Genomic DNA, 26,401 nt, shown 5'->3' with positions numbered 1-26,401 from the left:
GTAAAGACGTTTTAAGGAGGTCGCAAAATGAGCGATTTATTTACAACACTAACGGAAAAAATTAAAGGACAAGATACACGGATTGTATTTCCTGAGGGACTGGACGAGCGAATTCTTCGCGCTGCGAGCCGTTTAGCAGCAGAAGGTATATTAACACCGGTCTTAATCGGAAATAAGGATGAAGTAGAAGCGAAAGCGAAGGAAATGAATGTGACGCTTAACGGAACTGATATTTTAGATCCGGCATCATACGAGCATATGGAAGAGCTTGTTCAATCCTTTGTGGAACGCCGTAAAGGAAAAGCAACAGAAGAAGATGCACGCAAAATTCTTTTGGATGAAAATTACTTTGGTACCATGCTGGTCTATACGGACCGTGCACACGGCCTTGTAAGCGGAGCCGCACATTCTACAGCGGATACCGTTCGTCCAGCTCTTCAAATTATTAAAACAAAGCCGGGCATCAAAAAAACATCCGGCGTGTTCATTATGGTGCGCGGAGATGAGAAATATGTATTTGCCGATTGTGCAATTAATATTTCACCGGACAGCCAGGACTTGGCAGAAATCGCATTAGAAAGCGCGAAAACAGCTCAAATGTTTGATATTGAACCTCGTGTTGCCATGCTGAGCTTTTCGACCAAAGGTTCAGCTAAGTCTCCAGAAACAGAAAAAGTGGCAGATGCCGTTCATATTGCCAAAGAACAGGCTCCTGATTTAGCTTTGGATGGGGAATTCCAATTTGATGCAGCATTCGTTCCCTCTGTTGCCAAAAGCAAAGCGCCGGATTCAGAAATAAAAGGGGATGCCAATGTATTCGTTTTTCCAAGTCTTGAAGCTGGTAATATCGGATACAAAATTGCTCAGCGTTTAGGCAATTTGGAAGCAGTAGGACCTATTTTACAAGGTTTGAATGCGCCGGTGAACGACCTTTCCCGCGGTTGTAATGAAGAGGATGTTTACAAGCTTGCACTTATTACAGCGGGGCAAGCACTATAATAAATCCAACAAAACCCCTGCCATCATTAATTGGCTGGGGTTTTGCTGCTGATTTGCTCAAAGTGGAAGGGTTTTATGGTATAATCTGATCAGTTTGTATGGCAGAGGAGATCGATGAAAGATGGAACAGGGTAACTCACTGAAACTGCTGCATCAGCCTGTATGGCGGGTCATTGACCAGTCAAGCCTGGGACCGATGTTTGAAGGCCTCCAGTCTTTTGCTATGGATGATACATTATGTACATCGGTGGGAGCGGGAGAAGCACCAGCAACAGCGCGTGCCTGGGTACACCATGATACAGTGGTGCTCGGTATTCAGGATACGAGAACACCCTATTTGCAGAAAGGATTAGATGTGCTCGGGCAAGCTGGATTTCGTTCTATTGTACGAAATTCCGGAGGACTCGCGGTTGTCCTTGATGATGGGGTCTTAAATATTTCGTTAATTTTTAGTGAAGATGAAAAAGGAATTGATATTAATAGAGGATATGAAGCAATGGTGGAGCTCGTGCGAATCATGTTTTCGGATTTTGATGCAGAGATTGAAGCCTACGAAGTAGAAGGTTCGTATTGTCCCGGAAGCTATGACTTGAGTATTAATGGACTGAAGTTTGCAGGTATCTCACAGCGCCGCATCAGAGGCGGTGTAGCTGTGCAGATTTATCTGTGCCTATCAGGCAGCGGCAGTGCCCGAGCCGAATTAATTAAACAGTTCTATGAGCAGGCTGTTCAGGGTGAATCCACAAAGCACAAATACCCTTCTATTAAACCAGAGGTAATGGCCTCCTTATCGGAGCTGCTGAATACGCCGTTAACCATCGGGGATGGAATGCTTCGCTTCTTGCAATCTCTCAAGAAGATTAGCGGCACCATCTCTGCAGGACAGCTGAATGAAAAAGAAGCCTTGCTTTATGATGGCTATTTTTCAAGAGTAATTGAAAGAAACCATCGATCATTAGCTAAATAAAAAAATCTGTCCAACTGGGAATTTTCAGCCAGCTGGACAGATTTTTTTAATTAGTTTTCTACTACTTTTTCAAGATTGCCATTGCGGTCCATTTTAAAGGAGTTGCTTGGCATTTCTTCTTCGTCAAATAAGATTAGCTTTCTGGCACGGTTCATGATCTTCATCAATGTTTCATAGTCTTCCTGCATGGTTGTTTCTTGATCTTCGAGTCTTTGAACCTGAAGCTCAAGCTCTCTGCATTGATCCCGCAGGATGCGATTTTCGTTTAAAGCACGCTCAAGCTGACGTTTTGCCTGAGCATCCTGTCCGCGATTTTGCCCCATCTGCTGCAGGTAAGCAATGACTACCTCAAGCGAAAGGGAAGATACAGGTGTCTGCCTTGCTGGCTGCACCTCTCTTTCTCTTTCACGGTAAGGCACATATGTTTCTTCCTGGGAAAACTCGTTGTGATATTCTGTTTCCGCAGGTTCGTTTGCAGGTCCCTCTGAAAATGGTAAATCGATGGACTGGAATTCTTCGATTGATGGCATCTGTGGCTGATAAAGTACTTTTTTCTTGCCGCTTTGCTCCTTGCCCAGTAATCGATGACGCTGCTTGCGCTGTTTTTTTGCTAAATCAAGTGCTTTCTCATATTGCTGGCGAACAACAGCATTCCAGCGAAATCCGCAAGCCGCTGAGGTGCGATTTAGTTTGTCGCCTACTTCTTCAAATGCATTTAGTTGAGTGCTGCCTTCACGCACGTGACGTAACACAGTGTCTGCCAGTACCAAATCGTCTTCTTCCATCCAAGCATCTTGTCGTTGTTTCATTCTATTCACTCCTGTTCCATGAATCTTTCATTTGGACATCTATCCATATCGATATTTTCTCCGAATTAAAAGAATTTCATACATCAGTGGTTAATAGAAAAGTAAAACGATTGTCCATTTTGGTATTTATCTTGAAATAAATACGTCAAATCGGTACAATGACTGGTAGTGAATAAACGAGACTCACGAGGAAAGGGTTGCAGACAAATGGCAAACGAATTCCGTGTTTGCGACGATTGTCAAGCCGTTGATCTTAAGACATTGATTCCAAAGCTTAAGGAAATTGATCCTGATGCTTCCGTTGATATAAGGTGCCAATCTTATTGTGGTCCAGGCCGTAAAAAGACGTTTACCTTTGTCAATAATCGCCCTGTCGCGGCATTGACAGAAGAAGAACTTATGAACAAAGTCCGCACAAAGTTAAAAAAATAAATACATCTAAATGATTCCAGCATCCCATAAGCGGTGATCACTGCCTGGCCAATTCGGTCCAACACAAAATAGATCGCTGCTGCCGGAGCTGGTTTTTTGTATGAAGGCAATAGCGTTAAAATAAAAATACAGTAAGTTAATAATGATGAAAAAAATAATATATCATCTCAAAAATTGAGATGCCAGTGTTTAAAAATAGTTTGAAATTGTCAAGTAGTGTATCGAAAAAAATAGCCGTTATAATAAGATTATGACGCTCGAAAAGAGGGAAACGTATGGCGTACTCCACGAAAAAGCTGCAAGAGGAAAAAGTATTTAAAGATCCCGTTCATCGCTATATTCACGTTCGAGATCAGGTTGTCTGGGATTTAATCGGCACAAAAGAATTCCAGCGTTTACGCCGAATTCGCCAGCTCGGAACCACCTACTTGACGTTTCATGGAGCAGAGCACAGCCGCTTTAATCATTCACTTGGCGTTTATGAGATTATTCGGCGTATTGTGGATGATGTTTTTGCACAAAGACCGGAATGGGACGAAAGTGAACGGCTTGTCTCTCTTTGCGCTGCACTGCTGCATGATCTTGGCCACGGACCATTTTCACATTCGTTTGAAAAAGTCTTTGATCTCGATCATGAAGCATTCACACAAGCTATCATTCTGGGTGATACAGAGGTAAATCAAGTACTGAAAAGAGTTTCGTCCGAATTTCCTCAGAATGTATCTGATGTCATAGCCAAAACATACGAGAACAAACAGGTCATCAGCCTTATTTCAAGCCAGATTGACGCTGACCGCATGGATTACCTTCAGCGGGATGCATATTTTACAGGGGTAAGCTACGGCCATTTTGACATGGAACGAATTTTGCGGGTTCTTCGCCCGAGGGAAGATCAGGTAGTGATTAAATCCAGCGGAATGCATGCTGTTGAAGATTACATAATGAGCCGTTACCAAATGTACTGGCAAGTGTATTTTCATCCAGTAACAAGAAGCTCAGAGGTTATACTGACAAAAATTCTTCACAGGGCAAAAGAATTAAGTGAAATGAATTACAAATTTGCTTATGAGCCTTACCATTTTGTATCAATGTTTAATGGAATCGTGACACTCAAGGATTATTTAAAGCTTGATGAGTCTGTCATTATGTATTACTTCCAAATGTGGGAAGAAGAGAAAGATCCTATTCTGCGAGATTTATGCAGCCGTTTTATGAATCGTAATCTGTTTAAATATGTTGAATTCGACCCGTCAAAAGAATACAAGAAGCTAAACGAACTCGAAAAACTCTTCCAGCAGGCAGAATTAAATCCTGATTATTATTTGGTAGTGGATTCATCGTCTGATCTGCCATACGACTTTTATCGTCCGGGGGAAGAAGAAGAACGTGTTCCGATTCATCTGATGATGCCAAGCGGAGAGCTGAGAGAGTTATCAAGACAGTCCGATATCGTAGATGCGATTTCAGGCAAAAGAAGAACCGATCACAAGCTTTACTATCCAAAGGACTGTGTGACAGATGATTCAACACATAAGGAAGTAAAAGCGAAAATTAAGACCATTCTTGGCATTGAGTAAATCAGGTGATGGCAGTACAAAGGAGATGTAAAATCTATGATGAAGGATCATGCAAAACTGATGCAGGCCTTTTTCGTCTCAGGGGAGATTGTCGGACGAAAAAAGCTGCAGAAGATGATATATATAGCCAAAAAACTATCATTCCCTTTTCATGAAAAATACCAATTTCATTTTTTTGGGCCCTATTCAGAGGAACTGACACTGCGGGTGGAGGAGCTTTGCAATATGGGTTTTATCACAGAGCAAAAAGAAAAAAAGAGCGGATATACTCAATACCGTTACGGAATTACAGAAGAAGGACAAGCTTTTCTGGACGCCCAGAGCACCAACCCAATGCCCAGTGTTGAAGCTTGTTTGCGCGACTTAAATGACCAGTCTTCAAGATTTCTGGAGCTCGTTTCAACCATGCTGTACTTTGACGGATTGCAGGAGAAAGAATTGATCCAGAAAGTCCAAAAGGTCAAAAGTAAACAAAACTATACGGAAGAAGAAATCAGCGAGGCTTTAGCGTATATAAAGCATCTTTCTACTGTTTCTTGATTCAAACGATCATCGCATGCCAGGCGATGATCGTTTTTTTTTTGCTTGACGATTTGCAGGGGCAGTGGCGGCAGAGGTTGTGGCGTGAGTGCCATCAATCGAAGCCTGGACGTCTCGAATCCGCTGGTATGGAGGCTGAATCGAAGCCTTGCGCCCGGCAATCCGCCCCTTTCCGCCATCAATCGAAGCCTTCGCTCAGCTAATCCAAGCCTCGGGTCCAAAGACCTGCCCCGATTCGCGTCCGTTTAACCCGCATCGCGAAAGCTTAATTCAAGGGATTTCCACAAGCCACAAAAATTTCCATGAATGTTTTTGATCGTTTTTGATACTTTATGATTGATTTTTGAAAGCGTTCTCTTTATAATGAAAATATAAACGGGTATTGGAGGCAGAAATAGTGCTGACAGATGAACGGTTTTCCCTCATTTTAGAGCTTGTAAAACATCATGATATCGTGAAGATCCAAGAGCTTGTTCATTTAACGGGCGCTTCTGAATCAACGATTCGCAGAGATTTAACTGAGTTGGAAAAAAAGAAATTCATTAAACGTGTACACGGCGGGGCAAAGCTGTTAAAAGGGAAGCTTCAGGAAGCAAGTGTTCCTGAAAAATCATCCAAAAGCCTTCAAGAAAAGAAAAAAATCGCTCAATATGCTGCATCCCAAGTGGAAGAGGGAGATTGCATTTTCATAGATGCCGGGACGACTACCCAGCAAATGATCGAGTTTCTGCCAGATAAAGAGATTGTTGTCGTAACGAACGGTTTAATGCATCTGGAGGGATTGCTTTTAAAAGAAATTAAGACATATGTAATCGGCGGTGTCATAAAGCCGCGTACCAACGCAGTGATTGGACGGGGGGCCCTTGAATCAATGAACGCTTATCGCTTTGATAAAGCTTTTATGGGGGCAAACGGGGTCCATCATGAGTTTGGGTATACAACTCCTGATCCGGAAGAAGCTCAGGTGAAGCAGCTGGCTATGACTCTTTCCCGTGAAACATTTATTTTGGCGGACGAAGGGAAGCTGGGGGAAATTGCATTTTCAAAGTTCGCAGAAATGAAAGACGGCACGCTGATTACGAATGAATTGGACGATGATGTTCAGTCTCTTTATAGAAAACAAACGAAAGTTAAGGTGGTGGGTTCATGATTATAACGGTTACGCTTAATCCTTCAGTGGATTATGTTGTCCGCATTAATGAATTAAATATTGGTTCATTAAACCGCACGAAGGATACCGCTTATTTTGCCGGCGGGAAAGGCATCAATGTTTCACAGGTGCTTCATGAACTGAAAGTTTCCAGTGTAGCTACTGGCTTTGTCGGCGGCTTCAGCGGAAGCTTTATTACAGATTCCCTGGCTGAAAAAGGCATTAAAACAAATTTTATTCATGTGCAGGAGCCAACAAGAATTAATGTAAAACTTAAAACCGGAGAAGAAACGGAAATCAACGGAGCCGGTCCTGAGATTTCTCCTGAAAGCCATCGTGCACTGATTGATTTGCTGGATCAATATGGAGCAGGCGACACCCTTGTATTAGCTGGAAGCATTCCTTCTTCGCTGCCTTCTTCATTGTATGGAACGCTCACCATGAAAGCGGCTGAAAGAGGATTGAAAGTCGTGATTGATGCAGAAAAAGCATTGCTGGAGCCGGCTCTTTCATCGCCGCTTTATTTTATAAAACCAAATCATCATGAACTGGGCGAATATTTTGGCGTTGACATTACCACGGTTGAAGAGGCCATCACCTATGGCAAAAAGCTATTAAGCTACGATATAGAAAATATTATGATTTCCATGGCTGGCGATGGTGCGGTCTTATTGACCAAAGAAGCCAGCTACCGTGCCCAGGTGCCAAAGGGTGTGGTGAAAAACAGCGTAGGCGCCGGCGATTCATCGGTAGCCGGGTTTTTAGCCGGAAGAGAAAAAGGTTTATCCATTGAAGAAGCATTTCGCCTGAGCGTTGCAACTGGTTCTGCTACAGCATTTTCAGAAGGGCTTGCCACGGCTGATAAGATACAAAAATTGGTTTCACAGGTTTCCATTCAAACACTGAACTAAAGGAGGGTTTACGTTGAAGATTACCGATTTATTAACAAAAGATACGATCGAGCTGAATCTGCAGTCAAAAGAAAAAGCCGGCACCATTGAAGAAATGGTATCCGTTTTAGACCGTGCGGGGAAATTGAATGATAAAACTGCCTATCAAAAAGCCATTCAGGCAAGAGAAGATCAAACAACTACCGGAATTGGAGAAGGCATAGCCATTCCTCATGCAAAGACGGAAGCAGTAAAAGAACCTGCCATTGCATTTGGCCGTTCAACAGAAGGCCTGGATTATGAATCACTGGACGGTCAGCCCGCTCATTTGATCTTTATGATCGCAGCATCTGCCGGAGCAAATGATACACATCTACAGGCGTTGAGCCGTTTATCTGTGCTGTTATTAAAAGAAGAAGTTAAGCAGGGGCTGCTGGATGCGAAAAATTCAGATGAAGTTATTGCGCTTCTTTCTTATCATGAGGAAGAAAAAGAAAGACAGGATGCAGCTGAAAATGAAGCGAACGAAGCTGCAGAAAAAGAAAGTGAAACAAACGAGGCGCCGGTACCAAGCGGAAAGGTTCTTGCTGTAACAGGCTGTCCTACAGGAATTGCCCATACGTATATGGCAGCTGATGCACTGAAAAACAAAGCAAAAGAAATGAATGTCGATATTAAAGTTGAAACAAATGGTTCAGATGGAGCAAAAAATATTTTGACTGCTTCAGATATTGAAAAAGCTGTTGCTATTATAGTGGCTGCTGATACAAAAGTAGACATGGACCGGTTTAAAGGCAAACATGTAATTGAAGTGCCGGTAACCGATGGGATTAGAAAGACAGAGCAGCTGATAACGCGCGCTGTAAATCAGGATGCGCCAATTTACCGTGGATCAGGATCTTCTTCAAATGAGGAAGGAGAAGAAGGCGGCGGTGGAAAAGGCCGTTCAGGTGTGTACAAACACTTGATGAATGGTGTTTCCAATATGCTTCCATTTATCGTTGGTGGAGGAATTTTAATCGCTGCATCCTTTGCTTTTGAGGATCAGCTTACAGGAGAAAGATCTCCTTTTGGTGATATTTTAAGCTATATTGGCGGAGACAATGCGTTCTTCTTAATTGTGCCGGTATTGGCTGCATTTATTGCGATGAGTATTGCTGACCGTCCTGGTTTTGCACCGGGTATGGTGGGCGGTTTAATGGCTGCTACAGGCGGCGGAGGCTTCCTTGGCGGTATTATCGCCGGTTTCCTTGCAGGTTACATTGTAGTGGGATTGAAAGCATTATTTAAAAACCTGCCGGCTGTGTTTAATGGCTTAAAGCCGGTGTTGATTTATCCTTTACTTGGTATTTTAGCTACAGGTTTAATAATGTATTGGGGTGTTCAGCCGCTTAGTGCCATCAACACCGGCATTACAAATTGGCTTGGAGGACTTGGAACTGGAAACCTGGCTCTTTTAGGAATTTTACTTGGCGGAATGATGGCCATTGATATGGGTGGACCAATCAATAAAGCAGCCTACGCTTTCGCCCTTGCAGTGGCAGCGGATGGACAATTTGGGCCTCAGGCTGCGGTAATGGCTGGAGGTATGGTGCCGCCGCTTGGAATGGCACTTGCTACAACATTATTTAAACGCAAATTCAATGACCAGGAGCGTAAAACAGGTGTATCTGCTTACTTCCTTGGCGCATTCTTTATTACCGAGGGAGCCATTCCTTTTGCGGCCGCAGATCCACTGCGTGTGATCCCATCAGCGGCGGTAGGTTCAGCTATTGCTGGTGGTCTTACACTATGGTTTGATCTTGCATTGCGGGCTCCGCATGGCGGAATCTTTGTTTTCCTAACACTTGAAGACGGACTGATAAGCGTCTTGCTTTACACACTTGCCATTGCGATTGGATCCATTGTGACAGCAGTTATGGTTGGTTTGTTAAAGAAACCGGTAGTGACGAAATAAGTGATCAGTAACCAAAAGAGCATGGGACATAAACAATAGATATATAAATTGAGTTAATTTTAAAGAAAACATGAGGTGAACGGAGCGGAAGGTGGCGACTCCTGCAGGATTTGACGGCAAGCTGAGACCCCGCAAGGCGAAGCCTGAGGAGGGCTCAGCGCCGTCCCTGCGGAAAGCGTCCGCCTGAAGCGCAGTGAACCGGTTTGTAGAGGTTGAGACACATTTGTCCCAACCTCTTTTTTATTCTTCGTCGCTTAACCGTTTGCCGCCAACACCGTAATGATTTTTGCTCATTTCTTCAATGAATACTGCTACTTTTTCAGCCGGAGCGCCTGTTGTTTCAACAACTGCAGCCGTTACTTTCTCTACCAGTGCTTTTTTTTGATCCTCAGAGCGTCCCTCGATCATTTTTACTGTTACATAAGGCATATGTGTATTCTCCTTTCTAATAAACTTTCAGCGTCGTATGTACGATTCAAAATGTGATACAATCGAATCAATCAGCCGCTGCTTCTTTAAGTGTAAACGACCGACATAATAACACAAGTAAGATGCGCGCAAAATTGGTCGTATGAAAGGAAGTTGAAGCGTGTTTACATTATTTAATAACCCCGAGCAGCTCGTGTATATTATTATTACACTGTTAATTGCCTTCACGCTGCATGAATTGGCTCATGCCTATACAGCTTATAAATTTGGTGATCCTACAGCCAAAAATCAGGGAAGATTAACCCTGAATCCCATCAAACATCTGGATCCGATCGGTACGATTCTGATCTTTATTATAGGATTTGGGTGGGCCAAACCTGTTCCGGTTAATCGATTTTATTTTAAACGGCCCCGGCTCGCGGGTGTGCTCGTTTCAATTGCCGGCCCGCTGACGAACCTGGTCCTTGCTTTTGCGGCTCAGACTGCTTATATTGCACTGGTGACAGCTGGGGTTCAAGTTCCTTTATTTGTGACAGGTTTATTGATGACCATGATCAGTTTGAACATTTTGCTGTTTGTGTTTAATTTAATTCCGCTTCCGCCGCTTGATGGATATCGGATTATTTCAGATTTGGTACCTAATCGAATCAGACCCAAATTAACGCAGTATGAACAATATGGCGGACTGCTATTTTTAATCATAGCCATTACGCCGCTGAGCAATTATACAATTACCCCCTTATTTAATACGACCATTCCTGCAATACAGCAGTTTTTTGGAATGATCATTGCAGCAATGCTGGGATTATAAGATTGAGGAGTGAATCAGGATGAGCGAAAAAAAGAAAAGTATCGGTTTCAATATTATTAAAAACGACCCAACTGACGGACATGGCGGTTTTGGTATTGGTGCGCTCAGTTTAGATAATGTTTCACCCGTTATTATAGATGTAGAAGAGGGGCACGCTGAAATAGATGTGGGTGCAATGCACGCGCGTTCAAAAGCAGAAAAGGGTGTTAAATTTACCCAAAATCGTGAGGACTCTGAAGGCGGTAAGCAGTTTTGGCTTGTGTGGGTAACCATCGATCGCAAGCAGGAGGGCCCTTATTATGCGGGGGTTACCGCCTGTGAAATGGTTGTGAATCGTGAAAAACGCCGCGGCTATAAGCTGCTGCCGGAGCATGTGAATTTAATGGACAAATCCATGAAACGAAAGATCGTAGTGGAGAAAATGGATGAAAAGTCGAAGAGGGTACTTGCCGAATTTTTACAGGCTCACAATCAGGATATGTGGACGAACTCGGACCCTGTTCTTCAGAAGGCACTCGAAACAAATTAATAACAGCAGGAAACGCGTGAACAAATTGTGACGTTTTACTCAAAATTGGCATCCTTTATTGCCCAAATTGTCGAAACGGAGTACACTACTAATACAGTTGCATAAATGTGTAACTAGGACAAAAAAACCCCGAGGCCGCACACCCCGGGGTTTTTTATTTTATCTTTTAACAAATAAGTAAATGTGTTTGTTTTCCGACCGACCGATATAATCAAAAGGTTGAGTGATATTTTGTAAAAAGTGATCGATATAAAGGAATAGCTGATCGATATATTGCCGATAAATAAGAAGATGACCGATAAATGAGTCATGTTGATCGATAAAACAGTAAAGACATAAGATAAATGCCTGGAAGTGATCGATATACACAATAACAGGTTAGATATCCCGACCATTCCGCCTCCGAGGAGAGCGCCAACTAAATTAAAAAAACTCACGAACAAAAAACCTCCGTTAAGGGAAATCCCTTTTAACGGAGGTTTTATGCTTTAAAACCATCTTTCCAGCCAGTTTGCATCTGCTTCGTCTATTTCTTCAGGTTCTTCAGGCGGGGTCATAACCGGCTCTCCAGGAGGCTCGATGTCAGGGTTATCGGAACAGGCTTCAAGCGGTTCTGTTTTCTTTAGAAAATATGCTTTTCGTTCACCTTCACAGGCGTCACCTGCAAGCATTCCTGAGTGCGGGTCCATGCTGACAGCCACAACGCCATCTGGGGGAACGAGGTATTCTTCTTTTGTGCCTTCAAGTGCTCTTTCCATAAAACGGATCCAGACCAGCTTTGAAATAGCCTTATCCTCATTCAGGGTTATTTCCTGTGAATCATCGTAGCCGGTCCAGATACCCGCCGTAAGAGAAGGGGAGAAGCCGATCATCCATTGATCTGTATTGGTTGTCCCTGATTTTGCCCCGTATTCTCTTGATTTCTCATTTAACAGCGTAATGCCCGTTACGGTTGAATAATCGTTTAAGGCAGGGTCGAATGTTCCTGTCAGCATATGTGCCATGACAAATGCTACCTTGCTGTCGACTGCTTTTTTCGGTTTTTCTTTATGCTCATAGATGACTTCTCCATCAGCTGTTTCCACCCGTCTGACAAATACGGGTTTTGTCCGTTTTCCTCCATTGGCAAACAAATTATAGGAATTCACCATTTCAAGAGGCATGACCTCGGAGGAACCAAGAGCTGCTGCTGGACGGCTGTCTATTTTTGAATGAAGACCGAAGCGTTTTCCCATTTCTTCAAGCGCATTATTACCTAAAAATTGATGGGTTTTGACCGCAAAGATATTATCAGAAATGGCGATTGCCTGAGCCAGTGTAATCGCTCCGTTCGCAAATTTATGATTAAAGTTTTCCGGAGTATATTCACTTCTTCCATCATCATAAGTGAAGGTTGTCGGTTCACTCGCCATCGTAGTTGCAGGTGTGAAACCGTGCTCCAGAGCGGCGGTATATAGGATTGGCTTTATTGTGGAGCCCGGCTGACGCATTGCTTGTGTCATGCGGTTAAAGGGACTCTTTTCATAATCACGACCGCCTATCAGCGCCTCCACATAGCCGTTATCTGGATTTAGGGCCGCAAACCCAACTTCAATTTGCGATTTCTCTGGCACAACCTCTTTGACCACATCTTCTGCAATTTGCTGTTTAACAGGATCCAGTGTTGTGTAGATTTTCAGGCCGCCGTATTTTAAATAGTGAGGCTCGAGCCCAAGTTTGCCTTCAAGCTCTGCCCATACTGCATCCTGGAAATAAGGGGCAATATCTGCTGTGGAATGCGGGTGATTCGCTTTAATATCAAGCTTTTCATCCTTAGCAAGATCCGCCTCACCTTCTGTAATGGATCCGTTTGTTACCATCGAGGATAAAATGAGCTCCTGACGTTCCTTTGCATCGGCAAAATGGTCAACCGGTGAATAGCCGGATGGTGATTTTGGAATGCCGGCAATCATTGCTGCCTGAGCAAGTGATAAATCCTTAGCAGGCACGCCGAAGTAGAATTGACTTGCGGCTTCAATGCCATAGGAGCCGTGACCATAGTAAATAGTATTAAGATAGCCTTCTAATATTTTTTCTTTATCATAGTTCCATTCTAAACGAACTGTATAGAGCGCTTCATTCAGTTTTCTGCTCCAGGTTTTATCATGTGTCAGATAAAGATTCCTCGCATATTGCTGCGAAATTGTACTGGCCCCCTGCACTTTAGCCATAGCTTTCACATCCGCAACCACAGCACCTGCAATCCGTTTATAATCAAAGCCTTTATGGTCATAAAACTTGCGATCTTCAATAGCCAGCGTGGCATTAATTAAATCGGGCGCAATCTTATCAAGAGGCTGCCAATACCGCTTTTCACCCGTATGATGTTCGCCCATTGGTTTATCATCAATGGAATAAATAAGTGTAGACTGGCTGACTGCGATCGAAGGAGGACCAGTTGTTTTGGCATAGATATAGAGACTGATTGTGGCAAGGCTCCAGATCCCGGTAAAAATGATAATGGACAGGAGTCCATATCTTACCGGCCGTTTCCATCTCTGTCGTTTTCTCCTTTCCAATCTTCCCATAATTTCCCCACTCCCGATTGTCTTTTATTCGTTAGTATGAGCGCAATGACAAGATTTTAAACGCCACTTTTTCAAGAGCATGGATTGCAGGCATCCTTATTTTTAATTCCGTCCGAAAAACCATTATATTTTCGACAAATCTCTTGTAATTTTACTGTTTATCTCTATAATTTTGTCATGTGTGTTTTTTATTTTTTAAATGTGGAAAACAGTGCATAACTAATGATAAACACATTGCTAACTTTCGAACAATGATGGTCTTTTAAATATAGGTTAAAAAGGAGAATAAAAAATGGCAGGTTTTTGGTTTACAGAAAAACAGACAGAAAACTTTGGAATTACAATGAAGGTAAATAAAACGCTTCACACAGAAAAAACAGATTTTCAGCATCTGGAAATGGCAGAAACAGAAGAGTGGGGCAATATGCTGTTTTTAGACGGCATGGTAATGACTTCTCAGCGTGACGAATTTGTTTATCACGAAATGGTTGCCCATGTACCGCTATTTACTCACCCGAATCCTGAAAATGTACTGGTAGTAGGAGGAGGAGACGGAGGCGTGATCCGTGAGGTGCTAAAGCACCCATCTGTGAAGAAGGCTACGCTGGTTGAAATTGATGGCAAAGTAATCGAATACTCAAAGAAATATCTTCCTGAAATTGCAGGAGATCTTGAAGATGAACGCGTGGAGGTAATCGTAGGCGACGGCTTCATGCATATCGCGGAAAGCGAAAATGAGTTTGATGTCATCATGGTCGATTCTACAGAGCCGGTTGGCCCGGCGGTCAATCTTTTCACAAAGGGATTCTACTCAGGAATTTCAAACGCGCTGAAAGAAGATGGAATCTTTGTTGCACAGTCAGACAACCCTTGGTTTAAAGCGGACCTGATCAAACAAGTGATGGGCGATGTAAAAGAAATTTTCCCGATCACCCGCCTTTATACAGCGAATATCCCAACGTATCCAAGCGGCCTGTGGGCTTTTACAATGGGTTCTAAAAAACATGATCCGCTACAGGTGGCAGAAGAACGCTTCCATGAAATCGACACGAAATATTATACGAAAGAGCTTCACAATGCTTCCTTCGTGCTTCCTAAATTCGTGAAAGATTTAACGGAATAGGAGGTCATTCCATGCGTTTTGATGAAGCATATTCAGGAAATGTATTTATTAAAAGCCATCCGTCATATGAGGATGCTCAAGCTGTCATTTACGGCATGCCGATGGACTGGACAGTCAGCTACCGTCCGGGATCACGTTTCGGTCCTTCCCGTATTCGCGAGGTTTCAATCGGTCTGGAAGAATACAGCCCGTATTTAGACCGTGAACTGGAAGACGTAAAATATTTTGATGCCGGGGATATTCCGCTGCCTTTCGGAAATCCATACAAGAGCATCGACTTAATTGAAGAGTATATTGATGGATTAATGGAAGACGGGAAATTTCCGCTTGGAATGGGCGGCGAGCATTTGGTATCCTGGCCGGTCATGAAGGCAGTTGCCAAAAAGCACCCGAATCTTGCGATTATCCATATGGACGCGCACACAGACCTCCGTACAGATTACGAGGGAGAGCCGCTTTCCCACTCAACGCCGATCCGTAAAATCGCGGAGCATATCGGACCGGAAAATGTCTATTCGTTTGGCATTCGTTCAGGGATGAAAGAAGAGTTTGACTGGGCGAAAGAAAACGGTATGCATATATCCAAGTTTGAAGTGCTTGAGCCGTTAAAAGAGATATTGCCGTCACTTGCAGGCCGTCCTGTTTATGTGACGATCGATATCGATGTTCTCGATCCGGCACATGCACCTGGCACCGGGACAGTCGATGCCGGGGGCATTACCTCCCGTGAACTGCTTGCTTCGATTCATGCCATTGCTGGATCGGATATTCAAGTAGTCGGAGCAGATCTTGTAGAAGTAGCTCCCGTTTATGATTCTTCCGAACAGACAGCAAACACAGCAAGCAAGCTGCTGCGTGAAATGATCCTGGGATGGGTGAAATAAAAAAATTCTGCTGCCGGATGATTATCCGGCGGCTTTTTCAATATCCTGCCGGGATTTCCCGGATCTGAAAGTAATAATTTTCCTGAAAAAGGGCAGTACTGAAAAGAAAGCTGCTCCTGTCGAATCGTGCATTGCTTTTCAGACAAAACCTTTTTATAATGGAAAGGTTAGAAATTACGAGCGGCTTATGGACACATAAGGCTGGTTAAAGGAGTGGGAAAGTGGAAAACTCAATTCCAGTAACAATCAAACTGACAACCGTCATTACCCAGACAGATGGTTCGAAGGAAGAGTTTACACTGACTTCGACCGGCGAATGGATGACGAAAAATAATATAGACTATTTAAAATATGAAGAGTCACAAGAAGAAGGCACGGTCCGCACGATTGTTAAGATGGAAGAAAGTCAGGCTGTTATTTTACGAAGCGGGGCTTTAAAAATGCGTCTTGCCTTCAGACCGGGCGAGCATATGATGAGCACGTATGACAGTGAATATGGCACTCTTTCTTTGCTGACTGATACAAAAAAATATACCCATCGCATCCCATCAAAGAAAACGGGTGAATTTCATGTTAATTACAACCTTGAAATGGCAGGCAGTCCGGTTGGTAATTATGCGATGACGATCGAATACAAGGAGGCGGGACAATCATGACAATTGTTTCTACAGTACAAGATGCGGTAAAGCATGAAATTAGAGCAGCCGTGGTAAAAGCAGGGCTCGCAACGGAAGAGCAGCTGCCGGAAGTGATCTTGGAAACACCGAAAGATAAAGTAAACGGAGATTTTTCTACCAATATGGCCATGCAGCTGGCCCGTATTGCTAAAAAAGCACCCCGTGCCATAGCAGAGGGAATTGTAGAAAACTTTGATTCTTCAAAAGCATCCATCGAAAAAATTGATATTGCAGGACCCGGATTTATTAACTTTTACATGGATAATACCTACTTAAATAACCTTATCCCGGCCATTTTACAAGCTGGAGAAACGTATGGGGAATCCCTGGTGGGAGCAGGACAAAAAGTGCAGGTCGAGTTCGTATCAGCGAATCCTACCGGCGATTTGCATCTTGGCCATGCGCGCGGTGCAGCTGTAGGTGACTCGCTTTGCAATGTGCTGGATAAAGCCGGATATGAAGTGTCGCGTGAGTACTATATTAATGACGCTGGCAATCAAATTCACAATCTGGCCCTCTCAGTAGAAGCACGTTATTTTCAGGCGCTTGGAAAAGAAAAAGAGATGCCGGAAGACGGTTACCAGGGAGCAGATATTATCGGCATTGCCAATACCCTTGCGGAAGAGTTTGGCGACCGCTATTTAAATGCTTCAGAAGAAGAGCGCTATGAATTTTTCCGGTCGTACGGATTAAAGTATGAGCTTAAAAAGCTGCAAGATGATCTTGAAGCCTTCCGTGTTCCATTTGATGTGTGGTTCTCTGAAACCTCTCTTTATAAAAGCGGAAAAATCGAAGATGCGCTTAACGTATTGAAAGAGCGTGGACATGTCTATGAAGAAGATGGCGCAACATGGTTCCGTTCAACGGAGCTTGGCGACGATAAGGACCGTGTGCTGATCAAAAATGACGGTTCATACACCTATCTGACTCCCGATTTAGCTTACCACCGTGATAAATTTGAGCGGGGCTATAATAAAGTAATCAATATTTGGGGCGCAGACCACCATGGCTATATTCCCCGCATGAAAGCTGCCGTTGAGGCATTGGGCTATAATCGTGATGATCTGGAAGTAGCTGTGATTCAAATGGTTCAGCTATATAAAGACGGCGAAAAAATGAAAATGAGCAAACGGACAGGTAAGGCAGTAACCATGCGTGAATTAGTGGACGAAGTTGGCCTGGATGCCGTACGCTACTTTTTTGCCATGCGCAGCGGCGATTCACATATGGACTTTGACCTTGATCTGGCGGTTTCACAATCCAACGAAAACCCAGTTTATTATGCACAATATGCCCATGCGCGTATCTGCAGTATCCTGCGTCAGGCCGAGGAGCAGGGCATAAACCTTGCAGTTGATGCTGATCTATCCCTGATTGGGACAGAAAAAGAAGTGGATTTGCTGAAAAAGCTGGGCGATTTTCCGCAGATTGTAGCGGATTCAGCTCAAAACCGCACACCGCATCGAATTTCTACTTATATTAATGAAACGGCTTCAGCGTTTCATAGCTTTTATAATGCCAATAAAGTATTGGATGCAGAATCTCCTGAACGAACAAAAGCCCGTCTGAAGCTGATTGAGGCAGTCCGTCAAACCATTCAAAACGCCCTTCAGTTGATAGGCGTTGAAGCACCCGAAAAAATGTAAAACTTTTACGCCCACAGCAAATGAAAAATGCTGTGGGTTTTTTATGTATTAATTTTAAGAGTAAGAGGGTAATGAAGGGGTATGACCACCATTAAAGAGGATTTTTACCTGACATTATCGAAGTAGTAGTTACAGGAGGGGAAGGCATGAACGTATTATCGAAACACTTAACGAGAGGGCAAAAGATAGCGATTAATTTATTTATTCAACGGGAAGCCCGGCCGGTGGATCGTGCGTTTCATTTATTCCGCCAGGGTGAAGGCAGCCATGAGGACGTAATTCTTGCTTTGCATGCCTATCAGAATCCCGATGGTGGATTTGGACATGCATTAGAGCCGGACAGCCGGCTAATTGATTCATCCGTGTTAAATACAACCGTGGCACTTCAATTTTTAGCGCAATTGCCGGTCCAAAGAGACCATCCCATGGTAAAAAAAGCACTGGATTATTTAATTCATCAATTTGATCCTGCAAGCGGACGCTGGCCGATTGTGCCTGCAGCCATTAATAACGTTCCGAGAGCGCCGTGGTGGCAGGTAAATGAAGAAACAGGGGAAACCGGATTTGAAAAAACACCAGGCAATCCAGCTGCTGAAATTCTTGGCTACTTTCATTATTTCCGGGAGGCAGTGCCGTCTGATATAATCGAAAAAACAGAAGCGATCGTCATGAAACGTTGGGATGAAATTACTGTATGGGAAATGCATGAGGTTCAATGCTACTACATGCTGGCAGAACTTACGGATAATGAAGAAATCAAACAGCGAATCTACACAAAAATAAAAGACCACAGCGAGGATATCTTCATGCTGTCAAGGCAGCAGTGGGAAGGCTACGGGCTGCAGCCGATCGCAGTAATTAAACAAACGCAGTGCCCGCTTTATAAAGAGCTTGAAGAAGTAGTAGAAGAAAACGCAAATTGGTATGCTGAAAAGCTGACTAAAGGCGGGTTCTGGGAGCCATCCTGGGAATGGGGACAATATCCCGCCGAATGGGCACAAGCAAAAAAAGAGTGGTGCAGCTATTTAACAGTCATGGCATGCCACCCTCCAAAATATTGAATTATCACCATTTATAACGATAGAACGTGTCTGTCAAAAAACGTGACAGATGCGTTCTTTTTTGATAAAATTAGCACCGACCCTTCTTATTCCGAGTATATTGGTAAGAATACTTTATAATGAATGGAGCGTGCCAAAATGGGTCGTGAATTTGTAGATATTTTTGATGAATGGGTAGATACGTATGATGATTCCGTAAACGGTAAGGATGAGGAGTATCGAGAAGTTTTTGCCGGATACGATGATATATTACAAAAGGTAGCCGATGAAGCCCGCGGGCTTACTGTAGAGTTTGGCGTTGGCACAGGCAATCTGACTGAAAAGCTTTTGGCAAAAGGATTAACCGTTTTAGGTGTTGAGCCAAATAAAGCCATGAGAGACCGTACACAAGCGCGTTTTCCTGCCAGTAAAATCGTAGATGGAGATTTTACGAGCTTCCCTTTACCTGAACAGCCAATCGATACATTTGTCAGCACCTATGCATTTCATCATTTGACTGATGAAGAAAAAGCGGAGGCAGCTGCGCACTATGCGAGCATTCTCGCCTCAAACGGGCAGGTTGTTTTTGCAGATACGATGTTTAAAGATGACGAGGCACGTATCAATCAGTGGGAGAAAGTCGGTAAGCAAGGATACAAAAATCTTCTTGAAGACCTGCAGCGGGAATACTATACAACGCTGCCGATTATGAAAAAGATATTTGAAGAAGCTGGCTTTGCGATTTCATTTACACCGCTTAATGACTATGTCTGGCTGATTCACGCAAGAAAACAAAACTAGATTGAAGCAGAACCGCTATCTCTGTACAGCGAATAGATGAAGCATTAAGATAAAGATAATACTAAATTTGCTTAAAGGAGAGAATCGATTATGACAAAGAAAATGAACGTTGAAAGCTTTAACTTAGACCACACGAAAGTAGCAGCTCCATATGTAAGACTGGTAGGCGTAACATCAGGACACAATGGGGACGAAATCCATAAATACGATGTTCGTTTTAAACAGCCAAACAAGGAGCATATGAAAATGGATGGACTTCATTCCATCGAGCATCTGATGGCAGAAAATATCCGCAACCATATGACCAATGTAATCGACATCGGTCCAATGGGCTGCCAAACAGGATTTTATTTATCTGTCATCAATCACGATAACTATGATGAAGTACTGGATGTTTTGGAAAAAACATTAAATGATGTCCTTGTAGCAACTGAAGTACCGGCATGCAACGAAGTTCAATGCGGCTGGGCTGCAAATCACAGCCTTGAAGGAGCAAAAGAAATCGCCCGTGATATGCTTGCCAAGCGTGATGAGTGGAAGGACGTTTTTGGTGAGGAAGCGTAAATGAATGTAGCAAAAAATGTTCAAGAATTGATCGGAAACACACCGATCGTTGAAATAACCCATATAGAAATTCCAAATAATGTCCGCATTTTTGCGAAACTGGAGTTTTTTAACCCGGGCGGGAGTGTCAAAGACCGCCTGGGGGTAGAGTTAATCGAAGATGCAATCAAGCGCGGAAAACTGCAGCCCGGGGGCACGATTATTGAACCGACCGCAGGCAATACCGGTATTGGTTTAGCCCTTGCTGCAGCAGGGCGCGGCTTCAAAGTAATCTTTGTTGTACCGGAGAAATTCAGTGTTGAAAAACAAACATTAATGCGCGCGCTGGGAGCAAAAGTAGTCAATACGCCAACTGAAAAGGGGATGAAGGGTGCTATTGCCAAAGCGGAAGAGCTCGTCCTGGAAACGGAAGGATCTTTTTCCCCTGCCCAATTCGGCAACCCCGCAAATCCCATGACGTATTATAAAACAATGGGACCTGAAATTTGGCGTGATATGGACGGAAAAGTGGATGTATTCGTCGCTGGAGCCGGAACCGGAGGAACCTTTATGGGCACAGCCCGTTATTTAAAGGATCAAAAAAGCGATGTAAAAACAGTCATTGTGGAACCCGAAGGATCAACCATAAACGGTGGTGAATCAGGACCGCATAAAACAGAAGGCATCGGCATGGAGTTTCTTCCGGATTACATGGATCGAAGCTATTTTGATGCCGTTCACATGGTTTACGATACAGACGCATTTAAATGGGTAAAAGAACTTGCTGCAAAAGAGGGGCTCCTTGTAGGCAGCTCATCCGGTGCAGCGTTTCATGCCGCTCTCAAAGAAGCGGAAGTGAGTGCTCCCGGCACCCATATTGTCACCGTTTTTGCAGACAGCAGCGAACGTTACTTAAGTCAGAATATCTATGAAGGTGGAAAGTAAATATGAAACCAAAAACGAAACTTATTCATGGTGGGATTTTCGGCGATGAAGCAACTGGCGCTGTATCCACACCGATTTATCAGGTTAGTACGTATAAACAGGACGGAGTAGGCAATCTGCGTGGGGGATATGAATATTCCCGCACAGGCAATCCGACTCGCCATGCATTGGAAGAACTGATCAAAGATCTTGAAAACGGAGTAGCAGGCTTTGCCTTTGGCTCTGGAATGGCGGCAATGAGCTCGGTGATGATGATGTTTGAAACCGGCTCGCATATCGTGCTGACAGATGATGTATATGGCGGTTCATACCGTGTCATGACTAAGGTGTTAAACCGTCTGGGCATCACCTCTACATTTGTAGACACAAGCAACCCGGCAAATGTTACAGCAGCCATTCAGGAAAATACCAAAGCAGTCTTTATCGAAACTCCGACCAATCCTTTGTTAAAAGTAACCGATATTTCAGCGGTTTCTGCAATCGCAAAAGAACATGGACTGCTGACAATAGTAGATAACACATTCACAACACCATACTGGCAGACACCAATTGATCACGGTGCAGACATCGTGATTCACAGTGCGACTAAATACATTGGCGGCCACAGTGACGTAGTAGCAGGACTTGTCGTTGTCAATTCGACGGAGCTTGCAGAACAGGTGCATTTCGTACAAAACTCAGTCGGCGCCATTCTTGGACCGCAGGATTCATGGCTGCTGATTCGGGGATTAAAAACGCTTGGCATCCGCATGGAAGAGCATGAGATCAATGCCAAGGAAATCGTTGCCTTCCTGGAAAAGCATGAAGGAGTTTCAAAAATCCATTATCCGGGAATCAAGTCTCATCCTGGCCATGAGACCGCTAAAAAGCAATCACGTGGCTTCGGAGGAATGATTTCATTTGACGTTGGAAGTGCAGAAAAGGCAGCTCAAGTACTGGAAAAAGTACGCTATTTCACCCTGGCGGAAAGCTTAGGTGCAGTAGAAAGCCTGATTTCCTTGCCTGCACGCATGACTCACGCTTCAATTCCAGCAGAGCGCCGTGCAGAGCTTGGCATTACAGACGGCCTGGTACGCATCTCAGTAGGTATTGAAGACATCGAGGATTTATTGGAAGATTTAGAGCAAGCTTTAGCTTAAGCACGCTGGGTTTTATGAAAAAAGTCGCCATGGGGGCGGCTTTTTTTTCTGTTGTGCGGTTTTTGAGGATGGGTGTGGGGTGTGGGCATGTGGCTTGTGAGGCTTGGCAGACAAATAGCAACCCAGACCGATATATTCAAAACATGTTTGATAAGTGAAAAAAGATGTTAGATAAAAGCAGAAAGATGATTGATAAGCGGACGGATGTGGAGATGATAGTAGATAAACATGTAGATGTGATCAATATCCCGGCCGGCCCTGACGTTCATCGTCGTCAGCGTCCAGAGCTGCTGCACCCAAGCGTTCCCATAACTCATCACGAAATCACCCGCTTGCAATCCAATCTCACATCAATTATAATAAAATCAAATATCTCGAATTCAAGATAAAAATAGAGGAGTGTTCACAATGAACGTAACAGGAATTCACCACGTTTCGGCCATTACGGGTCAGGCTGAGGAAAATTATGATTTTTTCACACGGGTTTTAGGCATGCGTTTGGTTAAAAGAACGGTAAATCAGGATAATACATCGTCCTATCATTTATTTTATGCCGATGCTGTCGGGAGTGCCGGTACGGATATGACCTACTTTGATATTCCGATGGCTGGGCGTACGTATCCCGGCGTTTCCAGTATTTCAAATACAGCATTTCGTGTTCCGACGACTGATTCGCTTCATTATTGGAAAGAACGATTCCAGGAACTTAACGTAAAACATGAAGAGATCCAAAAACGTGCTGGCAGGGATACGCTGTATTTTGAAGATAACGAAGGATCCCGTTTAATGCTTGTGGCTGATAATGGGGAGGCGGGAGTTGCGCCGGGTATTCCGTGGACAGGTGCTGAGATTCCAGAAGAGCATGCGATTGTGGGGCTGGGTCCTGTGACGCTGACAGTACGTTACGCTGACCGTACGATTGAAGTGCTTGAAAAGGTGCTTGGATTTAGAAAAGCTGGTGAATATCCTTCTAATGCGGGCGATTTTCCAGCTATTCAAGTGATGACAGTAGCAGAGGGAGGAACGGGTGCTGAGGTGCATATTGAGGAACGTCCGGATCTTCCGCCTGAGCGGCCTGGACGAGGCAGTGTTCATCATGTGGCATTCCGGATTCCAACGTATGAGGATTATGATAAATGGGATGACCGCCTGCGGAGCTTTGGGCTCCAAACATCTGGTGAGGTGGATCGTTTTTATTTCCGTTCGATTTATTTTAGAGAAGCGAACGGCATATTGTTTGAACTGGCGACCGACCAGCCGGGATTTGCAACGGATGAGGACATGGATCAGTTAGGTGAATCTCTGGCACTGCCGCCATTCTTGGAGCCGAGACGGAAAGAAATTGAAGCGTCTTTGCGCCCGCTTGAGATAAAAAAATAAATGGATTCAGCCAGCCTGAAGGGGAACACGTCCTTCAGGCTGGTTTTTTTCCATTTATTAATATTTTTAAATATTTTCGTGCGGGATAGTCGAACTTTCGATATAATGGGAATGAAAAAACATTTAATACGGACGGATGAAGGTGCTCTTTTTTGCAAAGAGTTAAAAGGGAAGCTGGTGAAAATCCAGCGCGGTCCCGCCACTGTATATGGGAGTGAACTGCCAAACCACTGTAGCGATTGCTATGGGAAGGGGCAGCCACGCATAACCATGAGCCAGGAAACCTGCCTGCATTCACCACACCAAAAAGCCTACGAGGATAGGTCGGTGTTGCAGACTTCGTCATATAAGCGATTGCTTGTGCGATTACGTTGCAACCCAACATCTCCTGCTGGTGAGATGTTTTTTTGTGTTCCAAAAACGAAAGCGGTATGAAACCTGTACCGTGGAGTGAGCAGCTTTATGTTCCCCCCAATTACATAAAGGTTGGCGTGGCGGTTTACAAACGGGCACGTCAATCACTGCTGCTTCAACCAAAAAGGTAGATCGAAAGCTTAGGAGGAAGAAAAAATGAATAATTGGAAATGGCTGATCAGTTTAGTGGCAGTGCTGGGGCTCCTTGGAGCCTGCAGTGACTCAGACACAGCAAATGATCAGGACAACAATACAGAGCAGGCAAGTGAAGAAACCGATGTTCAGGGAGAAGCTTTTCCTGTAACTGTAAAGGATGCAACAGGCGAAGAGATTACGATAGAGGAACAGCCTGAAGCGATTGTTTCGATGATTCCAAGCAACACGGAAATCGCCTACGCACTCGGCCTTGATGAGGCGATTGTGGGTGCATCGGATTACGACAACTATCCGGAAGAAGTCAATGATGTAGAGAAAATTGGCGGTCTCGAATTTAATGTGGAAAAGATCATATCCCTGCAGCCGGACTTAGTGCTGGCTCATGATTCCAATGCAAACCAGGATGCAGGACTTCAGCAGCTTAAGGATGCGGGCATTAAGGTTGTGATGATTGAAAATGCCACGGATTTTAATCAGGTATACGAAACCATTGGCATGATTGGAAAGGTCACAGGGAAAGCAGAGGAAGCAGAACAAATCGTGACAGATATGCAGGAAGACTTTGCAGAAATTGAGGAAAAGGCAGCTTCAATTGAAGAGGGCGACCGCAAAAAAGTAATGGTTGATGTGTCCGGTCTTCCTGAAGTGTATGTGGCTGGAAATAATACTTTTATGCAGGAAATGCTTGATTTGATTCAGGCTGATAATGTTGCCAAAGATCAGGAAGGCTTTGTCATGCTGTCAGAAGAAGAAATTGTCAGCCGCAACCCTGAAACAGTTGTTTTAACATATGGAGAATTTGTTGAAGATCCAATCGCTCAATGGAGCAGCCACGGCGGCTTTAGTGAAGTGGAAGCTGTAAAAAATGAAGATCTTCATGTCGTGCCATCAGATCCAGTTAATCGCTCTGGTCCAAGATTAGTAGAAGGAACACAAGAGCTTGCAAAAGCCATCTACCCGGACATATTCGGCGAATAGGATTTGGTTTGGATATTTACTTTCATCGATTTTTCTGTTCGTCGCTTTTTGTTTAGCGATTACACTCGGATCGGTGCAAGTGCCTTTAAAGGAGATGCTCCAGATTTTTTGGGGCACTCTTTTTGGTACTCATGGGGAAACAAATGAAATGATGAAAACGATTGTAATTGATATACGGTTTCCCCGTGTAGTGCTGGCAGCTTTAGTTGGTGCATCCTTGGCGATTGCGGGTGCATCCTTTCAAGGCTTGCTGAAAAATCCATTAGCAGACCCCTACACACTTGGTGTTTCTTCAGGGGCCTCTGTTGGGGCTGTTATGACGATCTTCTTAGGGTTCACGATTCCTGGTCTTGGAAACTTTACTTTGCCGGTTGTCAGTATTTTAGCAGCACTTTTAACCCTGATAGCCGTACTTGGTTTTGCGCGTTTTGTGGAACGGTCGATGAAAATGGAAACGATTATTTTAACAGGCATCATTTTCAGTTCATTTTTAGGTTCTATTCTTTCGCTTATGATTGCGTTAACTGGAGAAGAGCTCCGTCAGATTATTTCGTGGCTGCTCGGCAGTGTATCGATGAGAGGCTGGGAGTACATCCGCCTCATTGCACCATTTTTTATACTGGGCTCCTTTCTCCTTATGTGGAATGCTCGCGAGTTAAATGCCATGGCGTTTGGCGAGGAGCGTGCGCATCATTTAGGGGTAAATGTCCAGGTTAGAAAGTATTTTGTGCTGGCTTCAGGCTCAATGCTTACGGGTGCTGCAGTTGCCGTTTCAGGCACCATCGGATTTGTGGGGCTAGTGGTGCCGCATATGGTCAGAATGGCATGGGGAGCGGATCACCGTCACGTCCTGCCGCTGTCTGTTTTAAATGGCGCCAGCCTGCTTATTTTATGCGATTTAGTGGCTAGAACCATCGTTGCCCCTACAGAGCTGCCGATTGGTGTTATTACAGCGCTGCTTGGTGCGCCGGTATTTGGATTGATTTTGATTAGACAACGCAGAGAAAGAAGAGGATAA

At 44.0% G+C, this 26,401-nt stretch carries 26 protein-coding genes and 1 riboswitch; of the genes, 22 read left to right on the top strand and 4 right to left on the bottom strand.

Features of this window, described 5'->3' with window-relative positions; all coding sequences use genetic code 11:
* The first annotated feature begins 27 nt into the window (after nt 1-27).
* Both pta and lipL read left to right on the top strand, forming a co-directional pair.
* Complete coding sequence (gene pta / locus E2R51_RS10105) at nt 28-999, top strand: phosphate acetyltransferase (protein ID WP_133376922.1); 972 nt, start codon at nt 28-30, stop codon at nt 997-999.
* Between the two features lie 121 nt (nt 1,000-1,120).
* Nucleotides 1,121-1,966 (top strand): octanoyl-[GcvH]:protein N-octanoyltransferase, encoded by an 846-nt coding sequence (gene lipL / locus E2R51_RS10100; protein WP_133376921.1) that lies wholly within the window; start codon nt 1,121-1,123, stop codon nt 1,964-1,966.
* A gap of 50 nt (nt 1,967-2,016) precedes the next feature.
* On the opposite strand, the gene E2R51_RS10095 is transcribed toward lipL, so the two are convergent.
* Complete coding sequence (locus tag E2R51_RS10095) at nt 2,017-2,775, bottom strand: RsfA family transcriptional regulator (RefSeq protein WP_133376920.1); 759 nt, start codon at nt 2,773-2,775, stop codon at nt 2,017-2,019.
* Between the two features lie 207 nt (nt 2,776-2,982).
* On the opposite strand from E2R51_RS10095, the gene E2R51_RS10090 reads away from it, so the two are divergent.
* The 6 genes from E2R51_RS10090 (at nt 2,983) to E2R51_RS10065 (ending at nt 9,321) form a co-directional block, all read left to right on the top strand.
* Nucleotides 2,983-3,207 carry a YuzB family protein gene (locus E2R51_RS10090; protein WP_133376919.1) on the top strand — a complete coding sequence of 75 codons (225 nt, stop codon included), beginning with the start codon at nt 2,983-2,985 and terminating at the stop codon, nt 3,205-3,207.
* A gap of 275 nt (nt 3,208-3,482) precedes the next feature.
* Nucleotides 3,483-4,784, top strand: coding sequence for an HD domain-containing protein (locus tag E2R51_RS10085; protein WP_133376918.1), 1,302 nt, complete (start codon nt 3,483-3,485; stop codon nt 4,782-4,784).
* Nucleotides 4,785-4,820: 36 nt separating this feature from the next.
* Nucleotides 4,821-5,324: a YwgA family protein gene (locus E2R51_RS10080; RefSeq protein ID WP_133376917.1), complete on the top strand. Its 504-nt coding sequence runs from the start codon at nt 4,821-4,823 to the stop codon at nt 5,322-5,324.
* Nucleotides 5,325-5,721: 397 nt separating this feature from the next.
* Entirely contained in the window at nt 5,722-6,474 is a 753-nt protein-coding gene (locus E2R51_RS10075; RefSeq protein ID WP_133376916.1) for a DeoR/GlpR family DNA-binding transcription regulator, read from the top strand.
* The gene (gene pfkB, locus E2R51_RS10070) at nt 6,471-7,385 is read left to right on the top strand and encodes a 1-phosphofructokinase (protein WP_133376915.1); all 915 of its coding nucleotides are present in this window, start codon (nt 6,471-6,473) and stop codon (nt 7,383-7,385) included. The genes E2R51_RS10075 and pfkB overlap by 4 nt, the downstream gene beginning before the upstream one ends.
* 13 nt (nt 7,386-7,398) lie before the next feature.
* Nucleotides 7,399-9,321, top strand: a complete 1,923-nt coding sequence (locus E2R51_RS10065) for a PTS fructose transporter subunit IIABC (RefSeq protein WP_133376914.1) — start codon at nt 7,399-7,401, stop codon at nt 9,319-9,321.
* Between the two features lie 240 nt (nt 9,322-9,561).
* Here E2R51_RS10065 and E2R51_RS10060 read toward each other — a convergent pair whose 3' ends face one another.
* A complete protein-coding gene (locus E2R51_RS10060; RefSeq protein WP_133376913.1) occupies nt 9,562-9,750 on the bottom strand; it encodes a 2-hydroxymuconate tautomerase in 189 nt (62 codons plus the stop codon).
* Nucleotides 9,751-9,910: 160 nt separating this feature from the next.
* Between E2R51_RS10060 and E2R51_RS10055 the strand changes: the two genes are divergently transcribed.
* Both E2R51_RS10055 and E2R51_RS10050 read left to right on the top strand, forming a co-directional pair.
* Entirely contained in the window at nt 9,911-10,561 is a 651-nt protein-coding gene (locus E2R51_RS10055) for a site-2 protease family protein (protein WP_133376912.1), read from the top strand.
* A 19-nt stretch (nt 10,562-10,580) separates the two neighbouring features.
* Nucleotides 10,581-11,090: a YwhD family protein gene (locus E2R51_RS10050; RefSeq protein ID WP_133376911.1), complete on the top strand. Its 510-nt coding sequence runs from the start codon at nt 10,581-10,583 to the stop codon at nt 11,088-11,090.
* 488 nt (nt 11,091-11,578) lie between these two features.
* Here E2R51_RS10050 and E2R51_RS10045 read toward each other — a convergent pair whose 3' ends face one another.
* Nucleotides 11,579-13,657, bottom strand: coding sequence for a transglycosylase domain-containing protein (locus E2R51_RS10045; protein WP_133376910.1), 2,079 nt, complete (start codon nt 13,655-13,657; stop codon nt 11,579-11,581).
* Nucleotides 13,658-13,949: 292 nt separating this feature from the next.
* Here E2R51_RS10045 and speE point away from each other — a divergent pair, with 292 nt between their 5' ends.
* The 9 genes from speE (at nt 13,950) to E2R51_RS10000 (ending at nt 22,455) form a co-directional block, all read left to right on the top strand.
* A complete protein-coding gene (gene speE / locus E2R51_RS10040; protein WP_133376909.1) occupies nt 13,950-14,780 on the top strand; it encodes a spermidine synthase in 831 nt (276 codons plus the stop codon).
* A gap of 11 nt (nt 14,781-14,791) precedes the next feature.
* Complete coding sequence (speB, locus tag E2R51_RS10035; protein WP_133376908.1) at nt 14,792-15,664, top strand: agmatinase; 873 nt, start codon at nt 14,792-14,794, stop codon at nt 15,662-15,664.
* Nucleotides 15,665-15,885: 221 nt separating this feature from the next.
* Nucleotides 15,886-16,320, top strand: a complete 435-nt coding sequence (locus E2R51_RS10030; RefSeq protein ID WP_133376907.1) for a YwiB family protein — start codon at nt 15,886-15,888, stop codon at nt 16,318-16,320.
* On the top strand, nt 16,317-17,987 hold the full coding sequence (argS, locus tag E2R51_RS10025; protein ID WP_133376906.1) for an arginine--tRNA ligase: 1,671 nt from the start codon (nt 16,317-16,319) through the stop codon (nt 17,985-17,987). Before E2R51_RS10030 ends, argS begins: the two co-directional genes overlap by 4 nt.
* A gap of 146 nt (nt 17,988-18,133) precedes the next feature.
* The gene (locus tag E2R51_RS10020) at nt 18,134-19,048 is read left to right on the top strand and encodes a hypothetical protein (protein ID WP_133376905.1); all 915 of its coding nucleotides are present in this window, start codon (nt 18,134-18,136) and stop codon (nt 19,046-19,048) included.
* A gap of 138 nt (nt 19,049-19,186) precedes the next feature.
* On the top strand, nt 19,187-19,828 hold the full coding sequence (locus E2R51_RS10015) for a class I SAM-dependent methyltransferase (RefSeq protein ID WP_133376904.1): 642 nt from the start codon (nt 19,187-19,189) through the stop codon (nt 19,826-19,828).
* Nucleotides 19,829-19,918: 90 nt separating this feature from the next.
* The gene (locus E2R51_RS10010) at nt 19,919-20,392 is read left to right on the top strand and encodes an S-ribosylhomocysteine lyase (protein WP_133376903.1); all 474 of its coding nucleotides are present in this window, start codon (nt 19,919-19,921) and stop codon (nt 20,390-20,392) included.
* A complete protein-coding gene (gene cysK / locus E2R51_RS10005) occupies nt 20,393-21,316 on the top strand; it encodes a cysteine synthase A (RefSeq protein ID WP_133376902.1) in 924 nt (307 codons plus the stop codon). It begins immediately after the preceding gene.
* A gap of 2 nt (nt 21,317-21,318) precedes the next feature.
* Nucleotides 21,319-22,455: a bifunctional cystathionine gamma-lyase/homocysteine desulfhydrase gene (locus E2R51_RS10000; RefSeq protein WP_133376901.1), complete on the top strand. Its 1,137-nt coding sequence runs from the start codon at nt 21,319-21,321 to the stop codon at nt 22,453-22,455.
* Between the two features lie 167 nt (nt 22,456-22,622).
* On the opposite strand, the gene E2R51_RS19810 is transcribed toward E2R51_RS10000, so the two are convergent.
* The gene (locus tag E2R51_RS19810; RefSeq protein WP_165967194.1) at nt 22,623-22,772 is read right to left on the bottom strand and encodes a hypothetical protein; all 150 of its coding nucleotides are present in this window, start codon (nt 22,770-22,772) and stop codon (nt 22,623-22,625) included.
* Between the two features lie 91 nt (nt 22,773-22,863).
* Between E2R51_RS19810 and E2R51_RS09995 the strand changes: the two genes are divergently transcribed.
* The 3 genes from E2R51_RS09995 (at nt 22,864) to E2R51_RS09985 (ending at nt 26,401) form a co-directional block, all read left to right on the top strand.
* On the top strand, nt 22,864-23,835 hold the full coding sequence (locus E2R51_RS09995; protein ID WP_133376900.1) for a ring-cleaving dioxygenase: 972 nt from the start codon (nt 22,864-22,866) through the stop codon (nt 23,833-23,835).
* Between the two features lie 123 nt (nt 23,836-23,958).
* Nucleotides 23,959-24,141: riboswitch (cobalamin riboswitch) on the top strand.
* A gap of 264 nt (nt 24,142-24,405) precedes the next feature.
* A complete protein-coding gene (locus E2R51_RS09990) occupies nt 24,406-25,383 on the top strand; it encodes an ABC transporter substrate-binding protein (RefSeq protein WP_133376899.1) in 978 nt (325 codons plus the stop codon).
* A complete protein-coding gene (locus E2R51_RS09985; protein WP_133376898.1) occupies nt 25,346-26,401 on the top strand; it encodes a FecCD family ABC transporter permease in 1,056 nt (351 codons plus the stop codon). The genes E2R51_RS09990 and E2R51_RS09985 overlap by 38 nt, the downstream gene beginning before the upstream one ends.

The organism is Jeotgalibacillus sp. S-D1 (genome assembly GCF_004358665.1).
In the GTDB taxonomy this organism is placed as follows: domain Bacteria; phylum Bacillota; class Bacilli; order Bacillales; family Jeotgalibacillaceae; genus Jeotgalibacillus.
This window is presented reverse-complemented; position numbering and strand designations above follow the sequence as displayed.

Excerpts from the sequence above, each read along its gene's own strand:
- E2R51_RS10010 (WP_133376903.1), top strand. The coding sequence starts at position 19,919 with ATGACAAAGAAAATGAACGTTGAAAGCTTTAACTTAGACCACACGAAA.
- E2R51_RS09990 (WP_133376899.1), top strand. The coding sequence starts at position 24,406 with ATGAATAATTGGAAATGGCTGATCAGTTTAGTGGCAGTGCTGGGGCTC.
- E2R51_RS10060 (WP_133376913.1), bottom strand. The coding sequence starts at position 9,750 with ATGCCTTATGTAACAGTAAAAATGATCGAGGGACGCTCTGAGGATCAA.
- E2R51_RS10095 (WP_133376920.1), bottom strand. The coding sequence starts at position 2,775 with ATGAAACAACGACAAGATGCTTGGATGGAAGAAGACGATTTGGTACTG.
- lipL (WP_133376921.1), top strand. The coding sequence starts at position 1,121 with ATGGAACAGGGTAACTCACTGAAACTGCTGCATCAGCCTGTATGGCGG.
- E2R51_RS10080 (WP_133376917.1), top strand. The coding sequence starts at position 4,821 with ATGATGAAGGATCATGCAAAACTGATGCAGGCCTTTTTCGTCTCAGGG.
- cysK (WP_133376902.1), top strand. The coding sequence starts at position 20,393 with ATGAATGTAGCAAAAAATGTTCAAGAATTGATCGGAAACACACCGATC.
- argS (WP_133376906.1), top strand. The coding sequence starts at position 16,317 with ATGACAATTGTTTCTACAGTACAAGATGCGGTAAAGCATGAAATTAGA.
- E2R51_RS10050 (WP_133376911.1), top strand. The coding sequence starts at position 10,581 with ATGAGCGAAAAAAAGAAAAGTATCGGTTTCAATATTATTAAAAACGAC.
- E2R51_RS10085 (WP_133376918.1), top strand. The coding sequence starts at position 3,483 with ATGGCGTACTCCACGAAAAAGCTGCAAGAGGAAAAAGTATTTAAAGAT.
- E2R51_RS19810 (WP_165967194.1), bottom strand. The coding sequence starts at position 22,772 with ATGAGTTATGGGAACGCTTGGGTGCAGCAGCTCTGGACGCTGACGACG.
- E2R51_RS10020 (WP_133376905.1), top strand. The coding sequence starts at position 18,134 with ATGAACGTATTATCGAAACACTTAACGAGAGGGCAAAAGATAGCGATT.
- speE (WP_133376909.1), top strand. The coding sequence starts at position 13,950 with ATGGCAGGTTTTTGGTTTACAGAAAAACAGACAGAAAACTTTGGAATT.
- pfkB (WP_133376915.1), top strand. The coding sequence starts at position 6,471 with ATGATTATAACGGTTACGCTTAATCCTTCAGTGGATTATGTTGTCCGC.
- E2R51_RS10015 (WP_133376904.1), top strand. The coding sequence starts at position 19,187 with ATGGGTCGTGAATTTGTAGATATTTTTGATGAATGGGTAGATACGTAT.
- speB (WP_133376908.1), top strand. The coding sequence starts at position 14,792 with ATGCGTTTTGATGAAGCATATTCAGGAAATGTATTTATTAAAAGCCAT.
- E2R51_RS10090 (WP_133376919.1), top strand. The coding sequence starts at position 2,983 with ATGGCAAACGAATTCCGTGTTTGCGACGATTGTCAAGCCGTTGATCTT.
- E2R51_RS09995 (WP_133376900.1), top strand. The coding sequence starts at position 22,864 with ATGAACGTAACAGGAATTCACCACGTTTCGGCCATTACGGGTCAGGCT.
- E2R51_RS10045 (WP_133376910.1), bottom strand. The coding sequence starts at position 13,657 with ATGGGAAGATTGGAAAGGAGAAAACGACAGAGATGGAAACGGCCGGTA.
- pta (WP_133376922.1), top strand. The coding sequence starts at position 28 with ATGAGCGATTTATTTACAACACTAACGGAAAAAATTAAAGGACAAGAT.
- E2R51_RS10000 (WP_133376901.1), top strand. The coding sequence starts at position 21,319 with ATGAAACCAAAAACGAAACTTATTCATGGTGGGATTTTCGGCGATGAA.